At 55.2% G+C, this 20283-nt stretch carries 22 protein-coding genes and 1 pseudogene; 3 read left to right on the forward strand and 20 right to left on the reverse strand.

Annotated elements, in window-relative coordinates; genetic code table 11:
- Positions 1-8: 8 nt before the first annotated feature.
- The 17 genes from FY156_28430 to FY156_28510 form a co-directional block, all read right to left on the reverse strand.
- Complete coding sequence (locus FY156_28430) at positions 9-386, reverse strand: response regulator (GenBank protein UXS05473.1); 378 nt, start codon at positions 384-386, stop codon at positions 9-11.
- Positions 387-1542: 1156 nt separating this feature from the next.
- Entirely contained in the window at positions 1543-1797 is a 255-nt protein-coding gene (locus tag FY156_28435) for a type II toxin-antitoxin system Phd/YefM family antitoxin (GenBank protein ID UXS05474.1), read from the reverse strand.
- A gap of 319 nt (positions 1798-2116) precedes the next feature.
- Positions 2117-2980, reverse strand: coding sequence for a CoA ester lyase (locus tag FY156_28440; protein UXS05475.1), 864 nt, complete (start codon positions 2978-2980; stop codon positions 2117-2119).
- On the reverse strand, positions 2977-3843 hold the full coding sequence (locus tag FY156_28445) for an acyl-CoA dehydrogenase (GenBank protein UXS05476.1): 867 nt from the start codon (positions 3841-3843) through the stop codon (positions 2977-2979). Before FY156_28445 ends, FY156_28440 begins: the two co-directional genes overlap by 4 nt.
- Positions 3844-3859: 16 nt before the next feature.
- Positions 3860-5053: a CoA transferase gene (locus FY156_28450; GenBank protein UXS05477.1), complete on the reverse strand. Its 1194-nt coding sequence runs from the start codon at positions 5051-5053 to the stop codon at positions 3860-3862.
- Positions 5050-6234 (reverse strand): CoA transferase, encoded by a 1185-nt coding sequence (locus tag FY156_28455; protein UXS05478.1) that lies wholly within the window; start codon positions 6232-6234, stop codon positions 5050-5052. Before FY156_28455 ends, FY156_28450 begins: the two co-directional genes overlap by 4 nt.
- A 15-nt stretch (positions 6235-6249) precedes the next feature.
- Complete coding sequence (locus tag FY156_28460) at positions 6250-7467, reverse strand: acyl dehydratase (GenBank protein ID UXS05479.1); 1218 nt, start codon at positions 7465-7467, stop codon at positions 6250-6252.
- A gap of 208 nt (positions 7468-7675) precedes the next feature.
- Complete coding sequence (locus tag FY156_28465) at positions 7676-8254, reverse strand: cysteine hydrolase (GenBank protein UXS05480.1); 579 nt, start codon at positions 8252-8254, stop codon at positions 7676-7678.
- A gap of 81 nt (positions 8255-8335) precedes the next feature.
- On the reverse strand, positions 8336-8986 hold the full coding sequence (locus FY156_28470) for a GntR family transcriptional regulator (protein ID UXS05481.1): 651 nt from the start codon (positions 8984-8986) through the stop codon (positions 8336-8338).
- Positions 8987-9040: 54 nt separating this feature from the next.
- On the reverse strand, positions 9041-9880 hold the full coding sequence (locus tag FY156_28475) for an N-acyl homoserine lactonase family protein (GenBank protein UXS05617.1): 840 nt from the start codon (positions 9878-9880) through the stop codon (positions 9041-9043).
- Complete coding sequence (locus FY156_28480; protein ID UXS05482.1) at positions 9873-10634, reverse strand: ABC transporter ATP-binding protein; 762 nt, start codon at positions 10632-10634, stop codon at positions 9873-9875. The genes FY156_28475 and FY156_28480 overlap by 8 nt, the downstream gene beginning before the upstream one ends.
- On the reverse strand, positions 10627-11403 hold the full coding sequence (locus FY156_28485) for an ABC transporter ATP-binding protein (protein UXS05483.1): 777 nt from the start codon (positions 11401-11403) through the stop codon (positions 10627-10629). The genes FY156_28480 and FY156_28485 overlap by 8 nt, the downstream gene beginning before the upstream one ends.
- Positions 11403-12389 carry a branched-chain amino acid ABC transporter permease gene (locus FY156_28490; GenBank protein ID UXS05484.1) on the reverse strand — a complete coding sequence of 329 codons (987 nt, stop codon included), beginning with the start codon at positions 12387-12389 and terminating at the stop codon, positions 11403-11405. The genes FY156_28485 and FY156_28490 overlap by 1 nt, the downstream gene beginning before the upstream one ends.
- Positions 12382-13281 carry a branched-chain amino acid ABC transporter permease gene (locus FY156_28495; protein UXS05485.1) on the reverse strand — a complete coding sequence of 300 codons (900 nt, stop codon included), beginning with the start codon at positions 13279-13281 and terminating at the stop codon, positions 12382-12384. Before FY156_28495 ends, FY156_28490 begins: the two co-directional genes overlap by 8 nt.
- Entirely contained in the window at positions 13278-14174 is an 897-nt protein-coding gene (locus FY156_28500; protein ID UXS05486.1) for an NAD(P)-dependent oxidoreductase, read from the reverse strand. Before FY156_28500 ends, FY156_28495 begins: the two co-directional genes overlap by 4 nt.
- Positions 14175-14177: 3 nt before the next feature.
- A complete protein-coding gene (locus tag FY156_28505; protein UXS05487.1) occupies positions 14178-14927 on the reverse strand; it encodes an SDR family oxidoreductase in 750 nt (249 codons plus the stop codon).
- Between the two features lie 66 nt (positions 14928-14993).
- Complete coding sequence (locus FY156_28510) at positions 14994-16205, reverse strand: ABC transporter substrate-binding protein (GenBank protein UXS05488.1); 1212 nt, start codon at positions 16203-16205, stop codon at positions 14994-14996.
- 283 nt (positions 16206-16488) lie between these two features.
- Between FY156_28510 and FY156_28515 the strand changes: the two genes are divergently transcribed.
- The gene (locus FY156_28515) at positions 16489-17724 is read left to right on the forward strand and encodes a CoA transferase (GenBank protein UXS05489.1); all 1236 of its coding nucleotides are present in this window, start codon (positions 16489-16491) and stop codon (positions 17722-17724) included.
- 187 nt (positions 17725-17911) lie between these two features.
- Here the strand turns inward: FY156_28515 and FY156_28520 are convergent, their stop codons facing one another.
- The 3 genes from FY156_28520 to FY156_28530 form a co-directional block, all read right to left on the reverse strand.
- Complete coding sequence (locus tag FY156_28520) at positions 17912-18364, reverse strand: MarR family transcriptional regulator (GenBank protein ID UXS05490.1); 453 nt, start codon at positions 18362-18364, stop codon at positions 17912-17914.
- A gap of 121 nt (positions 18365-18485) precedes the next feature.
- Complete coding sequence (locus FY156_28525) at positions 18486-18905, reverse strand: type II toxin-antitoxin system VapC family toxin (protein ID UXS05491.1); 420 nt, start codon at positions 18903-18905, stop codon at positions 18486-18488.
- Positions 18902-19156, reverse strand: coding sequence for a plasmid stabilization protein (locus tag FY156_28530; GenBank protein UXS05492.1), 255 nt, complete (start codon positions 19154-19156; stop codon positions 18902-18904). The genes FY156_28525 and FY156_28530 overlap by 4 nt, the downstream gene beginning before the upstream one ends.
- 284 nt (positions 19157-19440) lie before the next feature.
- Here FY156_28530 and FY156_28535 point away from each other — a divergent pair, with 284 nt between their 5' ends.
- Both FY156_28535 and FY156_28540 read left to right on the forward strand, forming a co-directional pair.
- A complete protein-coding gene (locus tag FY156_28535) occupies positions 19441-19701 on the forward strand; it encodes a type II toxin-antitoxin system prevent-host-death family antitoxin (GenBank protein ID UXS05493.1) in 261 nt (86 codons plus the stop codon).
- Positions 19691-20098 (forward strand): annotated as a pseudogene (locus FY156_28540) (hypothetical protein). Before FY156_28535 ends, FY156_28540 begins: the two are co-directional and overlap by 11 nt.
- Positions 20099-20283 lie beyond the last annotated feature (185 nt).

Consider the following 20283-nt stretch of genomic DNA (forward strand, 5'->3'; position numbering starts at 1 on the left):
ACAATCTACTAAATGGATACCATCGCACGCATCGATGCGCTGAGCCTCTCAAGATCATAAGGCTTTTCAAAAAACCTGGCGTCGTCCGGCAACGTCGATCGCTGTGGACGAACCATGCCTGAAGCCACGATGATACCGAGAGCGGGCCATCGCTCGCGCACGAGTCGGGCGAGCTCGATCCCGTCCATCGCTCCCGGCATGTTGACATCCGTAAACACAATCTGGATGTCGTCACGCTTCTGAAGGATCGCAAGAGCCTCGTCAGCGTTCACGGCCTCGACCGGGTTGATCTGCTCGCTGGCAAGATAATCGGCAACGTCCATGCGGATAAGCGCGTCGTCCTCAACGATTAAGACCGTCATCGGAAGCCTGTGTGCATTGTTCAATATGTGTCCGCCCCATTTCGCGCCAGCAAATCAAATTCCACGCGAGCACTCTCCGGCAAATCCCCGGCCCACGATGCCGCTCAACGCGGCGAGGCGAATATTGTTCCGCCTGACCACGTCGTCTCACGGAAATTCGTCGATGGCACGAAATCGATACGCTTGTCGTCGCACGTCTATGATTTACGACGCTTTTCCATACAGGGTTTTACAGATCCAGAGATTCGAATGAAGGGACCTGTGCGGGGAGTTGGTTTTACGCATTCCAAGAACAACCGCTCAGTTCGGACTGCGACGTCCTGGCTCCAAATAAGCATTGAAAACATCTTGCTCTCCCCGCTCACAGCGTGCATCTCGCTCGCAGCCAGACCACAACGAGTCACGACACGTTCTAGAGCGGTGACGGTCAATGAGTTGCAGGAGCGAATACTCGGTAAGCCACTTTCCAAATTTGCCTCCTGTCGCAGTTCTGTCAGCGATGGTTGGAAGTGTAGCCGGGTCGTCTATAGTGCTAGCGTACCTGTTCGCACGCATCCTGATGAGCCTATTTGGTACGATTCCAGGCTGTTTTTGGTTGGTATTCCGTCAGTCATCGTCACGAAAAACCTGGCACCAAGCGCTCCTTTCAGAGCGTCGACCCTGCTAGTTTCTGAACGGCCGACCCCTACATTTCAAATAACTCAACGAGGTTCCTACCGAGCCCGAAGAAACAACTTCGAGGCGCCACGCATGCCGGTTCTCAGGCACGCCATGGATCTACGAGAACAACGCCTGTACCTTTGAAATCTTGAATGTTGCGTGTGACAACCACTAGCCCATGCACGATAGCTGACGCCGCGATGAGTGCATCTGCTTCATTGCGGCGATCCGGAATATGCAAGTGAGCACATCTCGTCGCAAATTGCTTCATCGATAGAGATGATGCGCTCAGCGAATTCCGGGCGAACTCGGCTATCTATCCAGGTTCGTAAGCGAGAGCCATGCTCGATGTCACGGCGCTGGATGCTGAGTATACCACGCTCAAGCTCTAAAATTGTTATGGCAGAAATATACAGATCACGGGAACCCTGTGCACTTAACCAAGTCGTCACGTTCAGATCAGCTTTACCGTGACCCACTTTACGGAGTTCGGAGACAACGTTTGTGTCGAGCTATTATTTCAAGAGAGATCAACTTCGCGAGTTGCAATGACCGACCGAGACGGATCGAAATCGATATTCGACAATCCTGGCATTGAAAGCGAGTCGACAAGATTGCGATGCTTACCTGTCAGGCGTTCAAACTCACGGTACGTCATCAACACATGCGAAGGTCTGCCTCGAACGATGATGACGACAGGCCCTGCCTCAGCAGCTTTTTTCGCTCTGCCAACATTATGATTCAGTTCGCGGCTGGTCAATCTAGTCGTAGCCATAGCTACCTCCATGTAGGAACGTACCTACATATAATGCCTTCATTTTCATCGCCCAATCCCTTTCTGGCGCCGCGTGGCTGCCGGCCTTTTAAGCTCTTGAACGGAATCTAACCGCTGGGATTCGCTTTGGGTGAGGTTTCCCGTCACCAGTAAATTGCAGCAACACATTGTACCATTTGATTTTCTGACACCGGAAATAATCTGGACCTGATTGTATTTTTCTATCCGAAATCCAGAGTTGGACGTAACCGCGCCCCTGTTAGGGCATTGAAACATTCGGTCGCCCACCACCTCATCGCTCCACGTCTAGACTCGAGAATTACAAACCACGGTGCACCTTCGTCATGTTTTCTTCGGCGGAACACTGTCTGAGGATATGCGCTGCCCTTTGGACAACGGGTCGGTCAATCATCTTGCCGTCGAGCTGGATCACATTATCCCCGGCCATTTCCACGGCCGCCATAACGGTCCTTGCCCAGGCAATGTCATCCGCGCTCGGTCGCAAAAGAGTATTTGCGGCAGAGACTTGCTTCGGATGGATGCACAGCTTTCCTCCGAATCCGAAATCAACTGCTCGTCTGAGATCTGCGAGCAGATCGATATCGGTGTCTAAAGATACGGTGACGCCGTCGATTGGCGGCGGCAAGTCTGTGCAACGTGACGCCATCGCAATCTGGAACCGCGCGTGATCCAACGCTGGACTTGCCACCGGGAGCCGCGCATCCGTACTGAAATCAATATTGCCGAACGCTATGCGAGACACGCCCTTCATCCTCGCAATTTCGTTCACCTGCTGCAGACCTTGCGCCGTCTCGATCAGAGCAATCACGGGACGGTCCACAAGGTAGTGGAGAACCTGCTTTAGAGATACCAAATCCGCTTTTGGCAACATGACCTCGGCCGACGAAACAGTCGCGACCGCAGAAAGATCGGCGTCAAACCAGAAACTATCGGCACCGTTGACGCGGACAACGCTCGCATGCCCGCCTCTCAACCATTGGCTCATGGCGACCCGAGCGTCATCTTTTTCGCTTGGAGCCACCGCGTCTTCCAGGTCGATAATGATCCGATCCGCTCCTGAAGCCTCTGCCTTCTCGAACCGATCAGGTCGATTGCCAGGAACGAAAAGATACGTCCTGGCCACGCCTGTCTGACACGAATTTTCAGACGCACTTTCAGTCATTCGAACTCAGCCTCCGCCGTCATCGCAAGATTGTCCTCAGGTCCCTTCGCCCAAAACGCCAAGACATCCTTGTCTGCCGTTTCGGCGCCTTCCAGATGAAACGGAGCGCTCACAAACAGTGGAGAGACGGCCCGGAAATCGAACCGCACAAGACGTCGTTCCGGCCTGACGGTTTGTGCCAGTTCCTGAAGCAGGCTTGAAATCAACGGTCCGTGCACGACGAGGTCCGGATACCCTTCCACCTCCTGCGCATATGGCGTGTCGTAGTGAATTCTATGACCGTTGGATGTCAAAGCGGAATATCTGAAGAGCAGGACTGGATCTGGCTCTATACGCCGTGACCATAGCGCAGCCTGTGCTGCAAGTTGAACTGCGGGCGGCAAAGCACCAAACTGTGGCGGCTCGCGATAAACGAGATCCTGTTCTTCCTCTATGCAGAGGGTTTCTCCGTGCATCACCCGATGACGGACCGAAACGAAAACAAGCCGTCCCGCCTTGCCGGACTTGGGTGTCACGCTGATAATCTCGCTTATTCGTTCGGCCTTTCCTCCGATCGGCAAGGGCGCGCGGTACCTCAATCGTCCGCCTGCCCACATGCGCCGCGGGAGCCCAACATCAGGCAGAAATCCACCTGTTTTCGGGTGGCCATCGTGTCCCACCTCGCTTCGGCGAACGAAAGGATTGAAGAAAATCCAGTGCCACGCGGCAGGGAGAGGGTCACCGGCGCTGGGCGCCGATGGAAGATCGAGTGTGCTGGCAAGGGCTGCAACGCGGTCTGGATCAATCAGGGCGAAGCGTCTTTCGGTACGACCGACGGCCCCCACAGCCGCGTCATCCATGCTGACTGCCGGATCTGCTAACATCTAAACTCCCCTTCTTTCAAAAAATGATTTGCCGCTCAACCAGTCCGTCGATTTCGCGCTGCGACATCTTGAGAAGCTCGCCATAGACGAAGCTTTCATGCTCGCCGAGTTTCGGGGTCCCCCTCTCTATCGTTGCAGGCTCGCTTACGGAAAACCGGGCGGGGAAACCGACGGCAGCCCGTCGTTCTCCTTCATTGCCGTCGACGTCAACGATTGCTCCACGCTCGCGCAGGTGATGATCGTGCACAAGATCGCGTGTGTTAAAGGACACATGAGCGGGGACGCCGAGGCGTTGAAGGGCGAAAGCAGAAGCGTCTGCGTTCTGCACGACACTCCATTCCTTGAGCGCGATGTCCAGTTCCCTCCGGTTTGCATGACGGGGCTCAGGGCTGGAAAAGCGTGGATCTTCCAGAAGGTGTGTGAGCCCGGCATGTTCCGCCAGCGCACGCCATTGGCATTCGCTGGCGACGGCAATACTGAGCCACCGGTCTGGCTGGTCTGTCGGATAAAGCCCATGGGGAGACATCCGATAGTCGTCGTTGCCCAGCCTTTCGACGTGACCTCCTGCAGAGACCGACATAAGGGTGTCTCCTACAAGCGACGATGCGACCTCTCGAGCAGCAACGTCGACATGAGACCCTTGGCCCGTTCGCCGCCTTTGATGAAGTGCCGCGACCGTTGCGAGCGCAGCATTCAATCCCACCGAATGGTCCATGACGTGACGCATTTCCATCGGCGGACCGTCACTGTAGCCGGAAAGGTAACCAAGACCGCCCCATGCACCAAAAAGCGGCGCGTAACCTGCAAAGTGTGAATCTGGCCCCGTCTGTCCGGATGAGGACACAGAGACCATCACAATATCGCGCTTCACCTCTTTCAGAGCAGCATAACCGAGCCCCAGCCTGGTCATCACACCTGCCCGAAAGCTTTCCGCTGCCACGTCCGAAACTGCGACCAGTCTTTTTGCCAGAGCAACCCCTTCCGGATGCTTCATGTTCAATCTTACAGACAGTTTGTTCGACGCCACCTGGTCGAAGCTTGCTGGCCCGTTTCGTCCGTAAACCGCATGCGGCTTGCGGAAAATGTCTGGCCGCAAGGCGCTCTCGATCTTGATGCACTGAGCGCCAAGTTGCGAAAGCATATGAGTGCAGAAGGGTCCGGCAGCATGTACCGTGAAATCAGCGATCGTTACGCCTTCAAGAGGTTTCATGCCTGCTCCTTCCAGAACATCTTTTCACTTGGAGCGGCGGCATTTTCGCTTGTGGAAGCCACGTTCGCTTCTCGCATCGCGGGCCAGGATATTGCCGGAAGCGGATCTGGCCCAAATCGGAATGGTGCCGACTGAATTCGGCACACGCCACCATCGGCGCGCTCAATCGACGAGAACAAACCTCGCGCCTCTTCGTGCTGCCCTGAAAGGATCTGTTCCGGCGTATTGTATCGGGCCATAGGGACACCAAGGCGCTGCGCGGCGGCAACAATCTCATCGACCGGATATCGCGCGGCCCATTTTCGAATTTCCTGATTGATGAGGTCTCCCCGTTGACTGCGGATGACGGCGTCTTCCAGGGCCGCGTCCTGAGCCCATTCGGGATATCCCATCAGTTCGACCAGCCCGTGCCACTGCCGCTGCTCGAGCGTAAGCAGTTCGACATATCCGTCCCGGCACTCAATTACCCCGCCATAACGGAAAGAGCGCGTCAGACGGTGCTCGAGGGACCCGTCTCCGTAACGCTGGACAGTAAACGCGCCGACAGCCAAATTGGCATCTTGAATGGAGACATCGACATACTGCCCCTTCCCACTCCAAACCGCGGCAAGAGCGCTCAGTGCACCAGCAATACCGCCCTGCATCTCGGCAAAATGACCCGCAATCTTCAAAGGTGGGCGATCGGGAAAGAGTGAGGCGGAAAGACCATTCGGCAAAAGAAATCCTTCTCCTGACGAATGGATGAGATTTAGTTCGCTCCCGGCCCAACCAGATTTCGACCCGTAGGATCCGAACGGCAGGACCGAGAGATGAACGAGGTTCGGCAGAGTTGCAGCGACGACTTCCGGATCGACGCCCCTCCGCCTTTTGTCGGCCATGGCAATATCCTCGATCAGAATGTCCGACGTCTCGAGCATGACACTCAGTTCCCGCATCCCGCACTCCGTATCGAGATCGATCGTGACAGAGCGCTTGCCGGCGCAAAGGTATGCAAAGATGGCACTCTCTTCGCTTTTGGGGCCGAGGAATGGGGGCTCGCGTCTTAACGGCGAGCCCTCCTGTGGTTCGATCAGGATAACCTCAGCCCCCATCGCCGCCAAAAGACGTCCAGCGTAGGCTGCGGCGACACTGGTTGAGTGTTCGACGCATCGAATACCCGAAAGCGGAAGCGACGTATCCATCATTGCCTCCAGGCCTTACCGGACGACCGGAAGCTCGAGATCGAGATTTCCCCCATCAAAGTGAACGGGAATGTTCGGGTCCCGGCTCGGCAGGATAACCGTTGCCAGACCAGGCGTGGTTATCTCTCCGCGCTGGTTCTCGCCCCATATCTCGATATCAACAAGGGCGTGGCGATCCTTGATGTATTTGCGCGTCACTTTGCCCTTGCACCAGGTAGAGTCGCCCATCGTATTGAACCGGCGCATCTCGGTGCGGACCCGCTTAAGGAAGGCGGCATCGCCCATCCAGTTGGTGACAAGAGAACACATCCAGGATGAACGCTGCGGACCGTAGTCGTATACGCCTGGAACCCCGACCTCTTTCGCCGTCGATTCACGATGGTGGCCGATACCGGTATATTCGATACCGCCACCTGCCTCAGGATTACGGAAGAAATGGCCTGGATGCTTCATCGCTGCTTTGAAGACGACGCCATGGGTATGGCCACGACCGCAACCCACAAGGAAACCCATCGTGTCCATTAGAGACAGCGGCCCGCGGACGATGGGGTCAAGTTGCTCGCCTTCGGCGACATCTTCCCAGTAGCGGACATTGGCGCCACGAATGCGGGCTTCTTCACGAAGGATCGCCTCATCAATTTGCTCGAACTCCTCGCCCGAGTATTCGTGGGTCACGATGTCCTTGTATTTTCCCGCATCCCGCGCGGCCTTTCGCTCATGGCGAGTGCATGTCCCGAGCGCCCGTGCGACAAGTTCGCCACGCTGGTTGCTGTAACTTGCTTCGACATATTGCAAGACAAGACGCCCGGAAAATTTGCTCTCTTTCTCCTCAACGCCAACGACACGCTCGATGGCGCTGATCCGATCCCCCGGGCGGATGTGGCGAAACAGTTCCCAGTCATTTCCTGCATAAAAGCCGTGGACGCCCGGTAAGCCCCAGCGCGTGCGACCGACCCATCCAAACGCCATCGGAAACATGGGGTGAGCGACCTGGCCACCGTAACGGGAGTTACGACCATATTCCTGCTCACGATAGAGCGGGTTCAGATCGCCGATACCGTTGCACCAGTTTCGCAGCGTGTCAGGTGTCGCATCCTGCAGATATGGACCTTCCGGCCGCAACTGGAGGCCAATCATCCCACGGGCGGCTGCAACAGCCTCATCGGTGATGCGACCCTCCGCTGGAGCGCCTCCCACATCCTGCTTCGACTTGTCGATAACCTCAACGTTCATATCTTCCTCCAAAGAAGTCACTGCACCTGCCCTCAACTCACGAGGCGCGCTAAGAAAGATAATGCATTTTATATTATTTAGGTCAACGGAAAAACGGCTTAAAATTTCACTTAAGTTGTTGGTTTATATATCATTTAAGCGCAAAAACGCCTCCGCTCTCCCGGAAAGTTTCCGAAAGCAACGAAGGCGCTGAAATGTGTTTTCGTGCTTAGATCGCGACAGCTACTGAAGTAGAAACGTCCGCGAAGCGGCGTACGCCAGCCAACGCATAGTCATGTTCTTCATCTGTCGCACCAGCGCAGCAGTCTTCGAGCACAACACACTCGAAATCCCTGTCATGTCCCTCTCGGGCTGCGGCCTGCACGACGCCATTGGTCGAGACACCGGTCAAAAGAAGGCGTTTCACGCCCATTGCACTGAGCAATGGGGGCAACTTCGTGCCATAGAAAGGGCTGACGCGATGTTTGACGATGTCAATATCACCGTCCTGCGGCTGAAACTCGTCATAGACCTCTGTACCCCAGGACCCAAGTTTAAAGAAGCCATTGTCACGCGCCTTGGAAAAGACCGGAGAACTCGGTGGGCATTCACGATAGTCAGGGGAAAAGCCAACCCTGACATAACCGACAGGCAACCCGGCCGTACGTGCGCGCCGGATTATCGATTTTGTGTTTTCGTAGACGTTCCTCTCACGGCACTTCACGCCATAAGTCTTCGCACCCATTCCATCTGGATGGATGAGGTCATTGATCATATCCATGACGAGCAGAATTGTATCAGCGGCCATTGCAGTACTCCTGAACTGACATTCCATTTTTAGGGCTAGTCAAGAACAAGAGTTCGCAATAGGTCCGGTCGAACAGACGCCCTACGTGGAATAACTGGCCTTGAATTCGTCCCACCCAGCCCTGATGTGTGACCGAAGTGCCGTCAGCATGGCCGCCTCGTCTCGTACGATGATCGCGCTGAGCATTTCTCGATGTTCGGCCGAGGCCCGATCGATACGGTTTTCCAGCTTGTTGATGAGGTCGAACGGATAGCGTGCCCAGAGTGTTCGGACAAATTGCAAGGTCTGAGGCAGTTCCGATGCCATGTAGATCGCTTCGTGAAAACGATAGTTGATTACGCGCACGGCTTCGCGGTCGCCTCTGCTTGCGGCCTCCTCGATCTGACCCTGCAAATTGCGCAACTCTTCCATGGTTTGTGGCGTCAACCGTTTCATGGCTGCCAGAGCAAGCTTTGATTCCAACGTGACGCGCAGGTCCACGATCTCTTCGGTCGCATCCATATCGAAGGGCGCGACAATCGCCCCGCGATGAGAATCCCCAAGCACGAAACCTTCCGCCTCTAGAAGCTTGATTGCCTCGCGCACCGGCGTGATGCTCGTTCCAATCAGTTGCGCCAGCTCCGCCTGTTTGAGCTTGGAACCACGAGCAAAACGGCCTGAGATGATGCCTTCTCTCAGGAAATCGGCGACGAATTCTTCTTTCGTACGAAATTTCACGCGCATGCCTTTCATGACCGAGTGTCCCTTTGGAACTATCCCGGAGATGGTGCACAATGCAATATCTTATCATCGCGCTATCCCCTCATTTAACGGAGGTCGATCGAGCCGAAAGACGGTTGCGGCTGGTTGATCGGCAGACGCGGGATAGATTTCGGCAATCCGTGGATCATGCGCTGGAACGACATGATCATCGCTGTCGGCGAGTTCCCGAATACGTTCATGTCCGGCAATCATGTCCGACAGATTGAACGCCACGGAAAAAGGAATGCCGCGCTCGTATTCCTCATAATAGTGCAAAGCATCGGATGCGAGAACAACGAAGCCACGGTCGGTACGGACCCGAACGATTTCCTGTCCAGCGCAATGGCCGCCAACCCAGTGCACCGACACCCCGTCAGCGATTTGTTGATCGCGTCCGTGCAGTGTCAATCGGTCTGAGTGAAGCAGGTGGACAAGTCGTGAAATCTCGTCAGCCTCATAGGCTCGACGAAACCATGGCCTCTGCATCCATGGTCCTGTGACGTAGTCCATTTCCTCGGCCTGCATATGGAAATGGGCATTTTTAAACGCATCGAGGTGACCGAGATGGTCGTAATGTGCGTGGGTCAGGATGACCGTCTCGACTACAGAAGGATCAATGCCGAGCGAGCGCCAGACGTCGACGGGGCTATGAGTTATGTCATGTCCGTGTCTGGCGGCCTTTTCTAGTTCCATGCCTGTGTCAACAACGATCACGATTTCCGATGAGCGAAGGATCCAGCAATAAAAATCCATCGGCATTTGTTCGGCCGGATGCTTCTCGAGGATGAAATTTTCCCCGCGTGTACGGCGCTGGTTTGTTCCGTAACGTATCGCATGAATTTCCCATGATCGTCCGCGTGTGGTTACAGCTTCAATGTCAGGCATATGCTTTGTCATGTTCACCCTCTGAGACCGATGTCGCGCCAAGAAATGTGTCGATGGCCTGCTGGCGCGCCGCAGTGTCTTGCAGCTCTTCGGCACGTCGATAGCCGACCAAACGCCCGCTGCGGAGAAAGTGCAGATCGTCACATAGACGCATTGTCATTCTAAGGTTCTGTTCGACGAGAACGATTGCCAGATCTCCGTCACCACGAATCGCGCCAAGCCTCTCAAAGACACGTCTCACAAGGAGTGGCGCCAGACCTAGGGAGGGTTCATCCAGCAACAGCAGCCTCGGCCCAGACATCAACCCCCTGCCGATTGCCAGCATCTGCTGCTCGCCGCCACTCAAGCGCCAGGCACCACCACTGAGTTTGCCCGCTATTTCGGGGAAGAGCTCAAGGATGGTGTCCATCCGCCGTCGCCTCTCCGAGGCGGCTATCTGATATCCGCCCAAAATCAGGTTTTCACGTACACTGAGATCTCCGACGATTTCACGTCGTTCCGGCACGTAGACAATTCCGCGTCGAACCCGCTCGCGCGTCGTCAGCTTGTCAATGTCTTCGCCTTCATAGACGATGCTGCCGCGGAAGGAGACCAGTCCTGCAATCGCCTTCATGATCGACGATTTGCCTGCGCCGTTCGCCCCAAGAAGAGCAGTAACCTTGGCGGCCTGAACGTCAAAACTGACGTTCTCTACGGCCTGAGCGCCTGCTCCATAGAAAACAGAGAGGTTTTTGACAGATAGGAGGCTAGTCATCGTCGCTCCCGAGATAAACTGAGACAACTCTTTCATTGGTGCGCACGGCATCGGGGGCCCCGCATGTGACGACCTCGCCGAAGTTGATCACGTAGATCCTGTCGCAAAGCGACATGACGAGATCCATGTCATGTTCGACAACAACCATGACCAGATCAGGAGATGCGATGCTCTTCAAAGTTCGTGTGAGATCCCGTGTCTCCGCATTGTTGAGCCCGGCGGCGGGTTCGTCGAGAAGCAAGACCGATGGCTTGCCAACTATGGCACGGGCAATTTCCACAAGACGCTGCATGCCTGGCGGCAGTTGCTGAGGAAAGAGGCCAGCGGCTTCGGCAAGCCCGAGGCTCGACAAGGTTTCCAATGCCGCCTGCTTCATCTCGGCGGTTTCTCGTCGGCCACCTGCGAGCGGAAGAAAGACGCTCGCCCACCCGGCGTGATAATTCCTCGCAAGTCCCATCATCACATTTTCGGTAACGGTCAGGTCGGGGCAAAGGGCGACGGTCTGGAAGCTGCGAACGACGCCTCGCGAGGCTCTGGCTGCAGGAGACAAGCCATCAAGCGGCCGGCCGTCATATGTGATGGAACCGCCCTGAGGCTGATAGGCACCGGTCAGGCAGTTGAAAAGGCTCGTCTTTCCGGCGCCATTTGGTCCAATCAAACCGGTAATTTCCCCCGACCTGAACTCGACATTCAACCCCTTCAGAACATTGATGCCGCCAAAGGAGAGTGATATCGAGTTTCCCTTGAGCAACTTGCTATGTGCGTCCATCACGTCCCCTCCCGGCTTCTGGCCACCCGTTGTGCGATCTTCGGTGAGAAATGCCCGAGAAGAACGACGCCAATCAGAGCAACACCGTAAAAGACAGGGATCCAGGCCCCCGAACTTGCCAGAACCTGCGGAACAAGTGTGAGGAAGGCGCCGCCAATCAAAGCCCGGGTCAAGGTGAGCCCATAGAAGCTGACCACGGATCCGACGAGCAGGAAGATAGACGACCAGAATGTGTAGCCCGTCGGCGAGACGGCAGAGCTCGCAAAGGCGAGCATCGCACCCGAGATCGCGGCAATACCGCCACTGATCCCCAGGACACTCACCCTGGCCCAAGCTGGCCGTGTCCCGAAGGCTTCTGCCGCGGCCGGATGTGTCCTTGCAAGTAACAGAGCACGTCCCTGTCTGGACCGTCGTAGCTGCACCAACGCATAGACGATGCAGGCTAGCGCAATCAGCGTAACATAATAGCGTTGCGGTTCGACCGGCAGGCCTGGAAGAAGCGGCTTCGAGACGTAGAGCCCTTCGAAACCACCCGTCCAGCGGTCAGCACTTATGATGATCTCGGGCAAGGCAAGCGCCAGGGCCATGGTGGAAACCGCAAGGTATATCCCCGAAAGTCGACGCGATGGCCAGGCGAAGAGGACACCAAAGAGCGTGCCGGCAACGATGGCGACGGGAAGAGAAACGGCAAGCGGCATCCCCAAATGCGCTTCCAAAATCGCAACGGAATAGGCACCAATGGCAGCAAAGAAGCTATGACCGATGGAGACCTCTCCGCCATAGCGAACCAGCACGCTGACCGCTAGCACGCCGATGCTGTTGGCAAAGCAAAGGCCAAGGGCATATCGCCATGAACCGGAAATTATCAGCGGTAGAACCAGCAAAACGAAAAGGATCAGTGCATCGAGCCGTACTTCTGTCACCATCGCCCGAAATGCCGTTGAATGTGCACGCTGCGCGTGGAGTGTCGCGGTAGTGTCAGACACGGCTGCCTCCTGCTCTGGCAAAAAGTCCATTTGGAAAGAGGTTCAGGGCACCCAGAATGACCACAAGGAGAAACGTGTTGGTGAACTCGGGCGACACGTAGAATGTGAAGAGGTTCATGAGGATGCCGATCAATACCCCGCCAGCAAGCGCTCCAGGCAAGCTCCCGAAGCCCCCCAGGACCGCAGCTGCAAATGCCTGCAGCATGAACGTTGCCACCGTGGTCGAACTCAGAAACGTTGTTGGTACGATCAAAAGCGCGCCGATGACACCGAGCACCGCAGAAACGATCCACGCAAAGAGGTGAATTGAGCGGAGGTTAAGACCGCAAATCTCCGCAGCAACGGGATTTGCCGATATTGCACGAAAAGCAACACCCAGCTTGGTGTAGTCAATTACGAAAAAGAGGGTGACAATCGTAACGACTGCAACGGCCAGGACGGTAAGGTCGTATCCGGTGATGCGAAGACCGAGGATTGTGGCACTAAACCGCGGAAGCGGCAGTTCGAGCGGCACAATATCCGCGCCGAACATGAGAAGCGTCACGCCTTGCGCGATAAGGCCAATGCCAAGCGTGGTAATCGTAGCAGTGAGGTCGGACGCCCCCATGATTGGTGCAATGATCGCGTAACTAAGGAATGCAATGGCGACAACGATCAGGACAGCGAGCAGCACGGCACTCCCCCAGGAAAGGCTCAAGAGAGTGCCGCTGGAGAATCCGTAGATCAGGAAGGCAGCAAGCCCCGCGATGTTGCCGTGGGAGAAATTTACCACCCGTGAGCTTTTGAAGATCATCACCAGACCCAACGCACCGAGTGCGTAAAGACAGCCAGTGACGATGCCCGACCACACCAGTGGAAAAAGATCGAGAATAAAGCTGTAGACGCCGTTCATGCCGGCACCTCGGACATGCTTCCATCTTCGACAAGCCGGATCACGCCTGGGAAATATTGGCCGCCAAGCCCTTTCTCGATGGCCATTTCATAATAGCGTCGCACGGTCTCCGCCGCCTTGAGCGGCACGCCCGTCTCGGCGGCAAGCTGGAACACGTAGTCGATGTCCTTCAAGACATATTCAGGTGGAAAAGAACGTTCAGGGAATTGCCGCGGCAACATTGCCTTTCGGCCATGATTGCGCAGCACGAAGCTGTCGCCGGACCCCTTCGAGACGGCGTCGAGAAGGGTTTCAGCTTTCACGCCCGCACGTTCGCCCAGCACGATCATCTCTGCGAGTGTCACGACATGTTCAAAGACAAGCATGTTGTTGACGAGCTTGAGCACCTGCCCGGCACCAACCTCTCCACCGTGGGTAATATCGGTTGCCATATATTCGAGGATGGGCTTGACCTTGTCGAACACGTCTTTTGTCGCACCAACCATGATGCTGAGCTCGCCGCGCTGGGCTGCCTCGCGCGTTCGCGCCACAGGCGCGTCAACGAAGTTCAACCCCAACTGGCTGAGCTCATCCGCGATTTGTCTGGCGAGCGCGACGGGCGTGGTCGAAAGATCGACGATCGTGGCACCGGATCGCCCATGTCTTCCAACCTCGTCGGCCACGGCCTTGACCTGCGGCCCGCCCGGCAGTGATAGAAGTATAAAATCGGAGTGAGCACTGACTGCAGCGATCGACGCTGCTCGTTCAGCATTCGTGCCATCCAATATGGAGAACGCTTCGTCGTTCATATCGAACGCGATGACGCGGCCGGGATGCTTGAGTGCTACGTTGCGACACATAGCGCCACCCATGACGCCCAGCCCGACGAAACCTATCGTGAAATTATCTGTCATGGTTCAATCCATCAGCATGCCGCCATTCACATCGAGCACCGTTCCGGTGATCCAGTTCGATGCTGGCGAACAAAGGAAGAGTATGGCTTGGGCGATATCTTCGGGCTGGCCGTATCGTCCAAGCGGCACATTGCCATTGGCAGAAGGTGCGGCACGCTGGGTGACCGTGTTCCACATTGGTGTCTCGACCGGCCCAGGTGCGATGACGCTCGCATAGACACCTTTTGATGCTCCAGCTTTTGCCACCCATTTCATTAGTCCGTGTACAGCGGATTTGGCGGCAACATAGGCTGGGCCCGATGCCACGCCCCCTATCTTTGCCGCGATAGACCCAAGTGCAACGATCTTACCTCCACCAGCGCTGGCCATAATGGGATATATTTCACGAAGAGGATTGACGACGCCCATAAGATTGACGTCAAGCATTGCGCGCCATTCGTCATCGGTCGATTCCGTCAGAGGGCGATGGGTGATTGTGCCGGCACAAAGGATCAGAATGTCGAGTTGACCGTAACGCGCCATAATATCGGCGATCACAGACTTCGTTTGCGAAGCCGAAGTCACATCGTACTTCGCATATTCGATAGCAGGATTGTCAAATTCTGCGTGCTCGGCAATGTCGGTTGCAACTACGGTAGCACCCGCCTGTGCAAGCGCGTAGGCGGTGGCCTTGCCAATCCCGCCGGTTGCGCCCGTTATGAGGGCGACACGCCCATCAAGACGAGCAGGGGCACTAATTGGTATATTCATCAAACGCTCCAATGTTTCTTACCGGTTTCTCCCGCCCGTCCGGGCGGGAGATGCTTTGAGGCACGGAGCTTATTGAGCGGGAGCGTCGAAGACGGCCGTTGGATAGGGACGAAACTCGCGCACTAGTTCGAATTTCCCGTCCTTCGCCTGGATGATGCCTTCCTGGCGTGTACCGCGATGATCTCCAGCCTTGAACGATACGCCTTGCGCGCCACCCACAGAAGCGTTGTCCAACGTTTCGAGAGCCGCGATGAGGTTTTCGCCGGTCAATGGTTTTCCGCTGTCGAGCAAAGCTTCAAAGCCCTTTGCAAACAGGGCAGCGTTGCTCCAGCCATTCAGGCCGAAAACGCCGACAGGATCGTTCGGGTAATACTTCGCCACGGATTCGCGATAAGCCTTCACCTCTGCTTCATCGCTGCTGACCGGCAGCAACCACGAGGAGAAATATGTTCCATTCAAGAGGTCTCCTGCCAACTTTACCGTTGATGGATCAGCAGTGAAGAAGGGAGCAAACCATTTCACATCGAGTGCCTGCAGGTCCGCCGCCTTGAGCGCAGCAGCAAGATTAGCGTTGGAGCCAAATAATATGACCGCCTCAGCACCCGAATTCGCGACACGCCGGATATGAGGGCTGAAACTCGTTGTCTTCACATCGAACGGCACCGATTCCGCGGGTTCAAGCCCGAGTTCTTTCATATAGAGGTCGAAGCCGCGTTTAGCAGATTTGCCGAGCTCGTCGTTCTCCCAAAGAAGCGCAATTTTCTTAAGACCGAGATCTTTCACGGCGTAATCAAGGTTCGACGCTGCCGACCAACCATAGTCCGGCAAGAGTGGAAACACGTTCGGCTCTACAAAAAATGCGCTCGCACCGCCGATCGGTCCGATCATCGGCACCTTCTTTTCCTTCGCATAAGGAATTGCAGCGACATTGGTCGCAGTTCCTACCGGCGCGGACAACGCAAAAGCGCCATCCTCCTCAACGAGCTTGCGGCTGACCGCCACACTGCGTGCCGGATCGTAACCATCATCATAGGTGATGTAATTGATAGTCCAGCCCTTGACCCCGCCGTTCTCGTTGAGATGCTTGAAATATGCGTCTGCAGCGTGGGTCAATACGGAATAGAAGGGAACGGGGCCCGTCACCGGGGTAAATGCTCCAACGGTGACGATCTTTTTTTCGAGATCTATTCCCTTCTCTTGAGCCAACGCAGCTCCAGAGCTCGCCAGCGACACAGCAAGCGCGCCAGCGGTTACAAGCAGTCGAGTGATACCTGGCAACATATCGATCCTCCCCATCGAATTAGACCAACCATCTTTCCGATTGAAACGTATGCGACCGCCAGGAAACGGTCAACATAAAATGCATTATGCACCGCAGCATTTGCTTGATGATCAAGACATATTGCATTGATGATAGCGATCACATCAATCGCATAAAACTGATTTTATATAGATATAACATTGCATTAAGTGCGCAAGAGGTTGAGGTTGCCGCAGCGGCGGAGTCCACGACTTGCGCACAATATAAAATGCATTATTATGCGAATTGCATCGGGAGGATATTATGAGTGGCATATTAGCAGGCAGAACCGTACTGGAGCTCGGCAGCATGATCGCAGCTCCTTTTGCAACGCATATCCTTCAGCAACTGGGGGCAAGCATCATAAAGATTGAGCCGCCAGGGGGAGAAACAACGCGCAGACTCGTCCGAGGCGGACCAAGCGGGACTTACATTGCTTACAACAGAGGAAAAAAAAGCATCTGCCTGAACATGCAGACTGAAGAAGGGGCGCGCATTTTCCGTGAACTTGTCGCCAGCGCCGACGTCGTTCTGCATAACCTGTCGCCAAGCGCAGCAAAAAAAATGCACGTCACTTTCAAAGATTGTGAAGCAATAAAGCCCGGCATCGTCTTTTGCCACATCAAAGGCTATGGTCAGGGGCCACAGTCCGAAGAAATCGCATCAAACCCCATCGCGGAAGCGGCAACCGGGGTCATGTTCGCCAACCGGCCTGCAGGAAAGCCTGCTCGACTGGGCCCGTCCTATCACGACCAGTTTGCTGGCTGCTATGCGGTGATCGGCGTGCTTTCTGCCCTTCTCGATGCCAACGCATCACCAGAGCGCCGAAACATCGAGCTGGGTCTTTATGAGACCGGACTACACATTGCGGCAAGAGAGCTTGTCGGTATCCAGTTAAAGTCCCAGATTACCGGGCGCCCCGAACAGGAGCCGTCTCCGGAATTCAGCATGCCTGGCTATGGTGCGTATGAGACCTCTGATGGACGGTGGATCTATCTGGTCATGCTTAATGACGAACACTGGCGAAAATTCAGTTTTGCCTCAGGATTGGAAACCGACCCTGAACTTGCCACGCTGAGGCAACGACGAAAGCAAAGACCAATTGTTGAAGACATCGTGACGAAGGCAGTAGGCGCAAAAACCTATTCAGCGCTGGCCGCAGCGCTGACGATCGCCGGCGTCGGATTTACGGAGGTTCTTCCTGGCGACGCGGTGCTTGACGCAGAGCAGGCGAACAACCCTCCGAAATACACTTCTCTGCCCTTTGCTTCCTTCACGTTCGACGCGCCAGATTTTCCTGTTTCATCAGCTGTCGACAAAGCAGACCTTGAGGCCCCTCCTCCTCTTTTGGGAGAACAGACGGTGGCACTGCTTCGTCAGGCGGGTTACTTGGACGGTGATATCGATAGGTTAATTGAGAGCGGCGCCGTCGATAGCTCAAGTAGTGTGGAAGATTTGTGGAACACTGGAAACAACGTTACCACCGTCGCCGCTCGTTGAATTTTGCCTTCTGCCCGATGTTCGGTCTAAAGCGTCGTGACCGATACGCCGGCAGCAGCATCGGTGGGCAGCGGCACAGCCGCTTGCCCGCCGAACTTGTCGGCGCACTGCAGCCATACTACGAAATCGCTATAAGATTTCCGCCATCACCTGGAGGACCGCCTAACCGTCCGGTCGTTCACGAATATCAGGACTGAGATCCGTCAGAAAACGGCGTGAGTTTCGAAACCTCCTCGAGATATTCCGATATTACGTCGAGTTTTTCATCTGAAAATCGCGCAGTGACGTTCCTGTACCTGTTGCGCAGTTCGACCAACAACGACAACGGTTCACTGGCGGCGGTGCGGTCCAATTCGATCAGTACACTACGCCGGTCGTCGCAATTGGGAATTCTTCGAGTAAAGCCCAATCTTTCCAGCCTGTCGAACAGCGCCGTTCCAGACCCGGACGTAAGTCCAAGCTTCGAAACGATATCTTTTGGACTCATTGGCGCAGGTGATGATGCAAGCAACGACAGGCATCGAAGATCTGTCGGGTGCATCTTGCCTTGGCGAGCAGCCGACTCGAGCGCATCCTCCGCGTTCTTGAGCATCCTACCCAAGGCGACATCCAGCCGTTCCTGCCGCTTTTCCCGATTCATACGCTACTCATATCATTGAATGGAAGCCAAGCGTTATAGAAACTAGTAACGCGCGAGCTCGGTGCCTTTCCAATTATGCTCTTGAAGTGACTCGAACCGGAGCCGCGCAATTCAGGCGGCTTTAGGCGACCCAAGGATTAATAACGCGCAATCCGGCTGCCTCGAACGGGCTTGTATCTCGCGTTACGACCGCGAGATGGTTTTCTGCTGCCGTAGCAGCGATGTATCCATCAGCCCGCGCGATTGCCTTTCCAGATTTTCGGCCGTCGGCCATTAACGCTGCATAAAAGTGCGAGGTACCGACACTAAAGGGCAGAATACGTCCATCAAAGAGCGGAAGAACTTCACTTTCAAGACGATCATGAAGAATTGCCTGACGCTTGCCCACAGGCATTGAGGCAATCCCGAAACGAAGTTCGGCAATGGAAATTGCGGAAATGAACAGCGTCTCGATTGCCTGTGCATCCAGCCAAGTCAGCACGGCAGGGTCAGGAGCTGGCTTCCAAGGCTCAGATATTACATTAGTGTCTAGCAAGATCATTCAAAAGTCATCGGTTCTGCCGGGGTCCTGTCGCGCTGCTGGTGCAGAGCTTCAACGTCACTATTTGATAATTCGGCGTCACGTCCGATGGCCGCGAGCAGTGATCCAAGTTTCACGCGTCCAGATGGACGAACAGCAGCTTCAAGGATGTCACGAATTTCGGCTTCGGTGCTCCGGCCGTGGTGAGCTGCTCTTGCGCGTAACGCCCGATGCGTTTCATCAGAGATGTTTCGAATGGTGACCGCTGCCATGGACATTATCCTATCTATCGTCTCGCCGCGATATCAATATAAACAAAATGATATCACGCTTCAAGTCGTACTGTGGGGAAGGAACAAGAACCTCCAAGCAAGCTCTTGAGCGGCTCAGAACCGTTGCCCCATGATTTGATAGTCTCGTTTTCGTAGAGCAAAATTCAGCTCCACATTTGCCATTTAAACAAATGCGCTCGTTACGCCATCTACTTCCTCAAAACCGAGATATCTTGATAATCTAGAAATTCAGATATTCTGGATATCCAGTTTGGAGATTTTCTATGCGCCGTTTCACGATGAGTGACCTCAACAAGCAGGTTGGCGATGCCACAGATGCTGCGAGCCGTGAGCCGATAGTTCTCACCAAACATAGGAAGCCACGCTTCGTATTGATGAGCTATGAGCATTATGAACGACTGCGCAGCGGTGGCGATCGCCGCAAGCCTCATCGGGCGACGGACATGCCCGATGAGCATGTAGAGCTGTTTAGTGCAGAAATCGATCGGTTGGCGCGTGGTGAAGGGTACGGCGATGAGCCGTGATTTCCTTCCCGGCCACATAATCAGCTATCCGTATCTATGGATCTGGCAGGATGAGCGTGGTGAGACTGAAGGACGCAAGTCGCGCCCGACCTGCGTCGTCGTTTCGGTTCGTAGTACCAAAGATGGCCTAACCCATCTAGCTCTTCTCGCCGTGACAACGCAACCGCCACAGACTGACCGCGCCGCTCTAGAAATCCCTGACACGGAGGCACGTCGAGCCGGACTGACCTGAAGCGCTGTTGGGTGTTGGTCGATGAATACAATTACGATGTGGCTGTATATCGAGCCAGACGAGAAGACACTCGGTCGTTTCAGCAAGGCGTTCATCATGAAAATTGCGGCCGCCTTTGGCGAAGCTTCTAGACATTCAGGTCGCCGGATAAACAGCATGGATTGAATCGCTAGGTTCGATTTTCGCTATATTCACTACCCGCGACCATCCCGGCTAATGGTGGAGCGGCCACGCCCACCAGGGGCGGCTCCCACAATAAAGATTACGCGATTTTCGATAGGTAATTGATATTTATCGATAAAAAGGTTACGGCGCATATATCTACATGATGGAACTCGTCAGGTTTGTCC

Source organism: Agrobacterium tumefaciens, from assembly GCA_025559845.1.
GTDB lineage: Bacteria > Pseudomonadota > Alphaproteobacteria > Rhizobiales > Rhizobiaceae > Agrobacterium.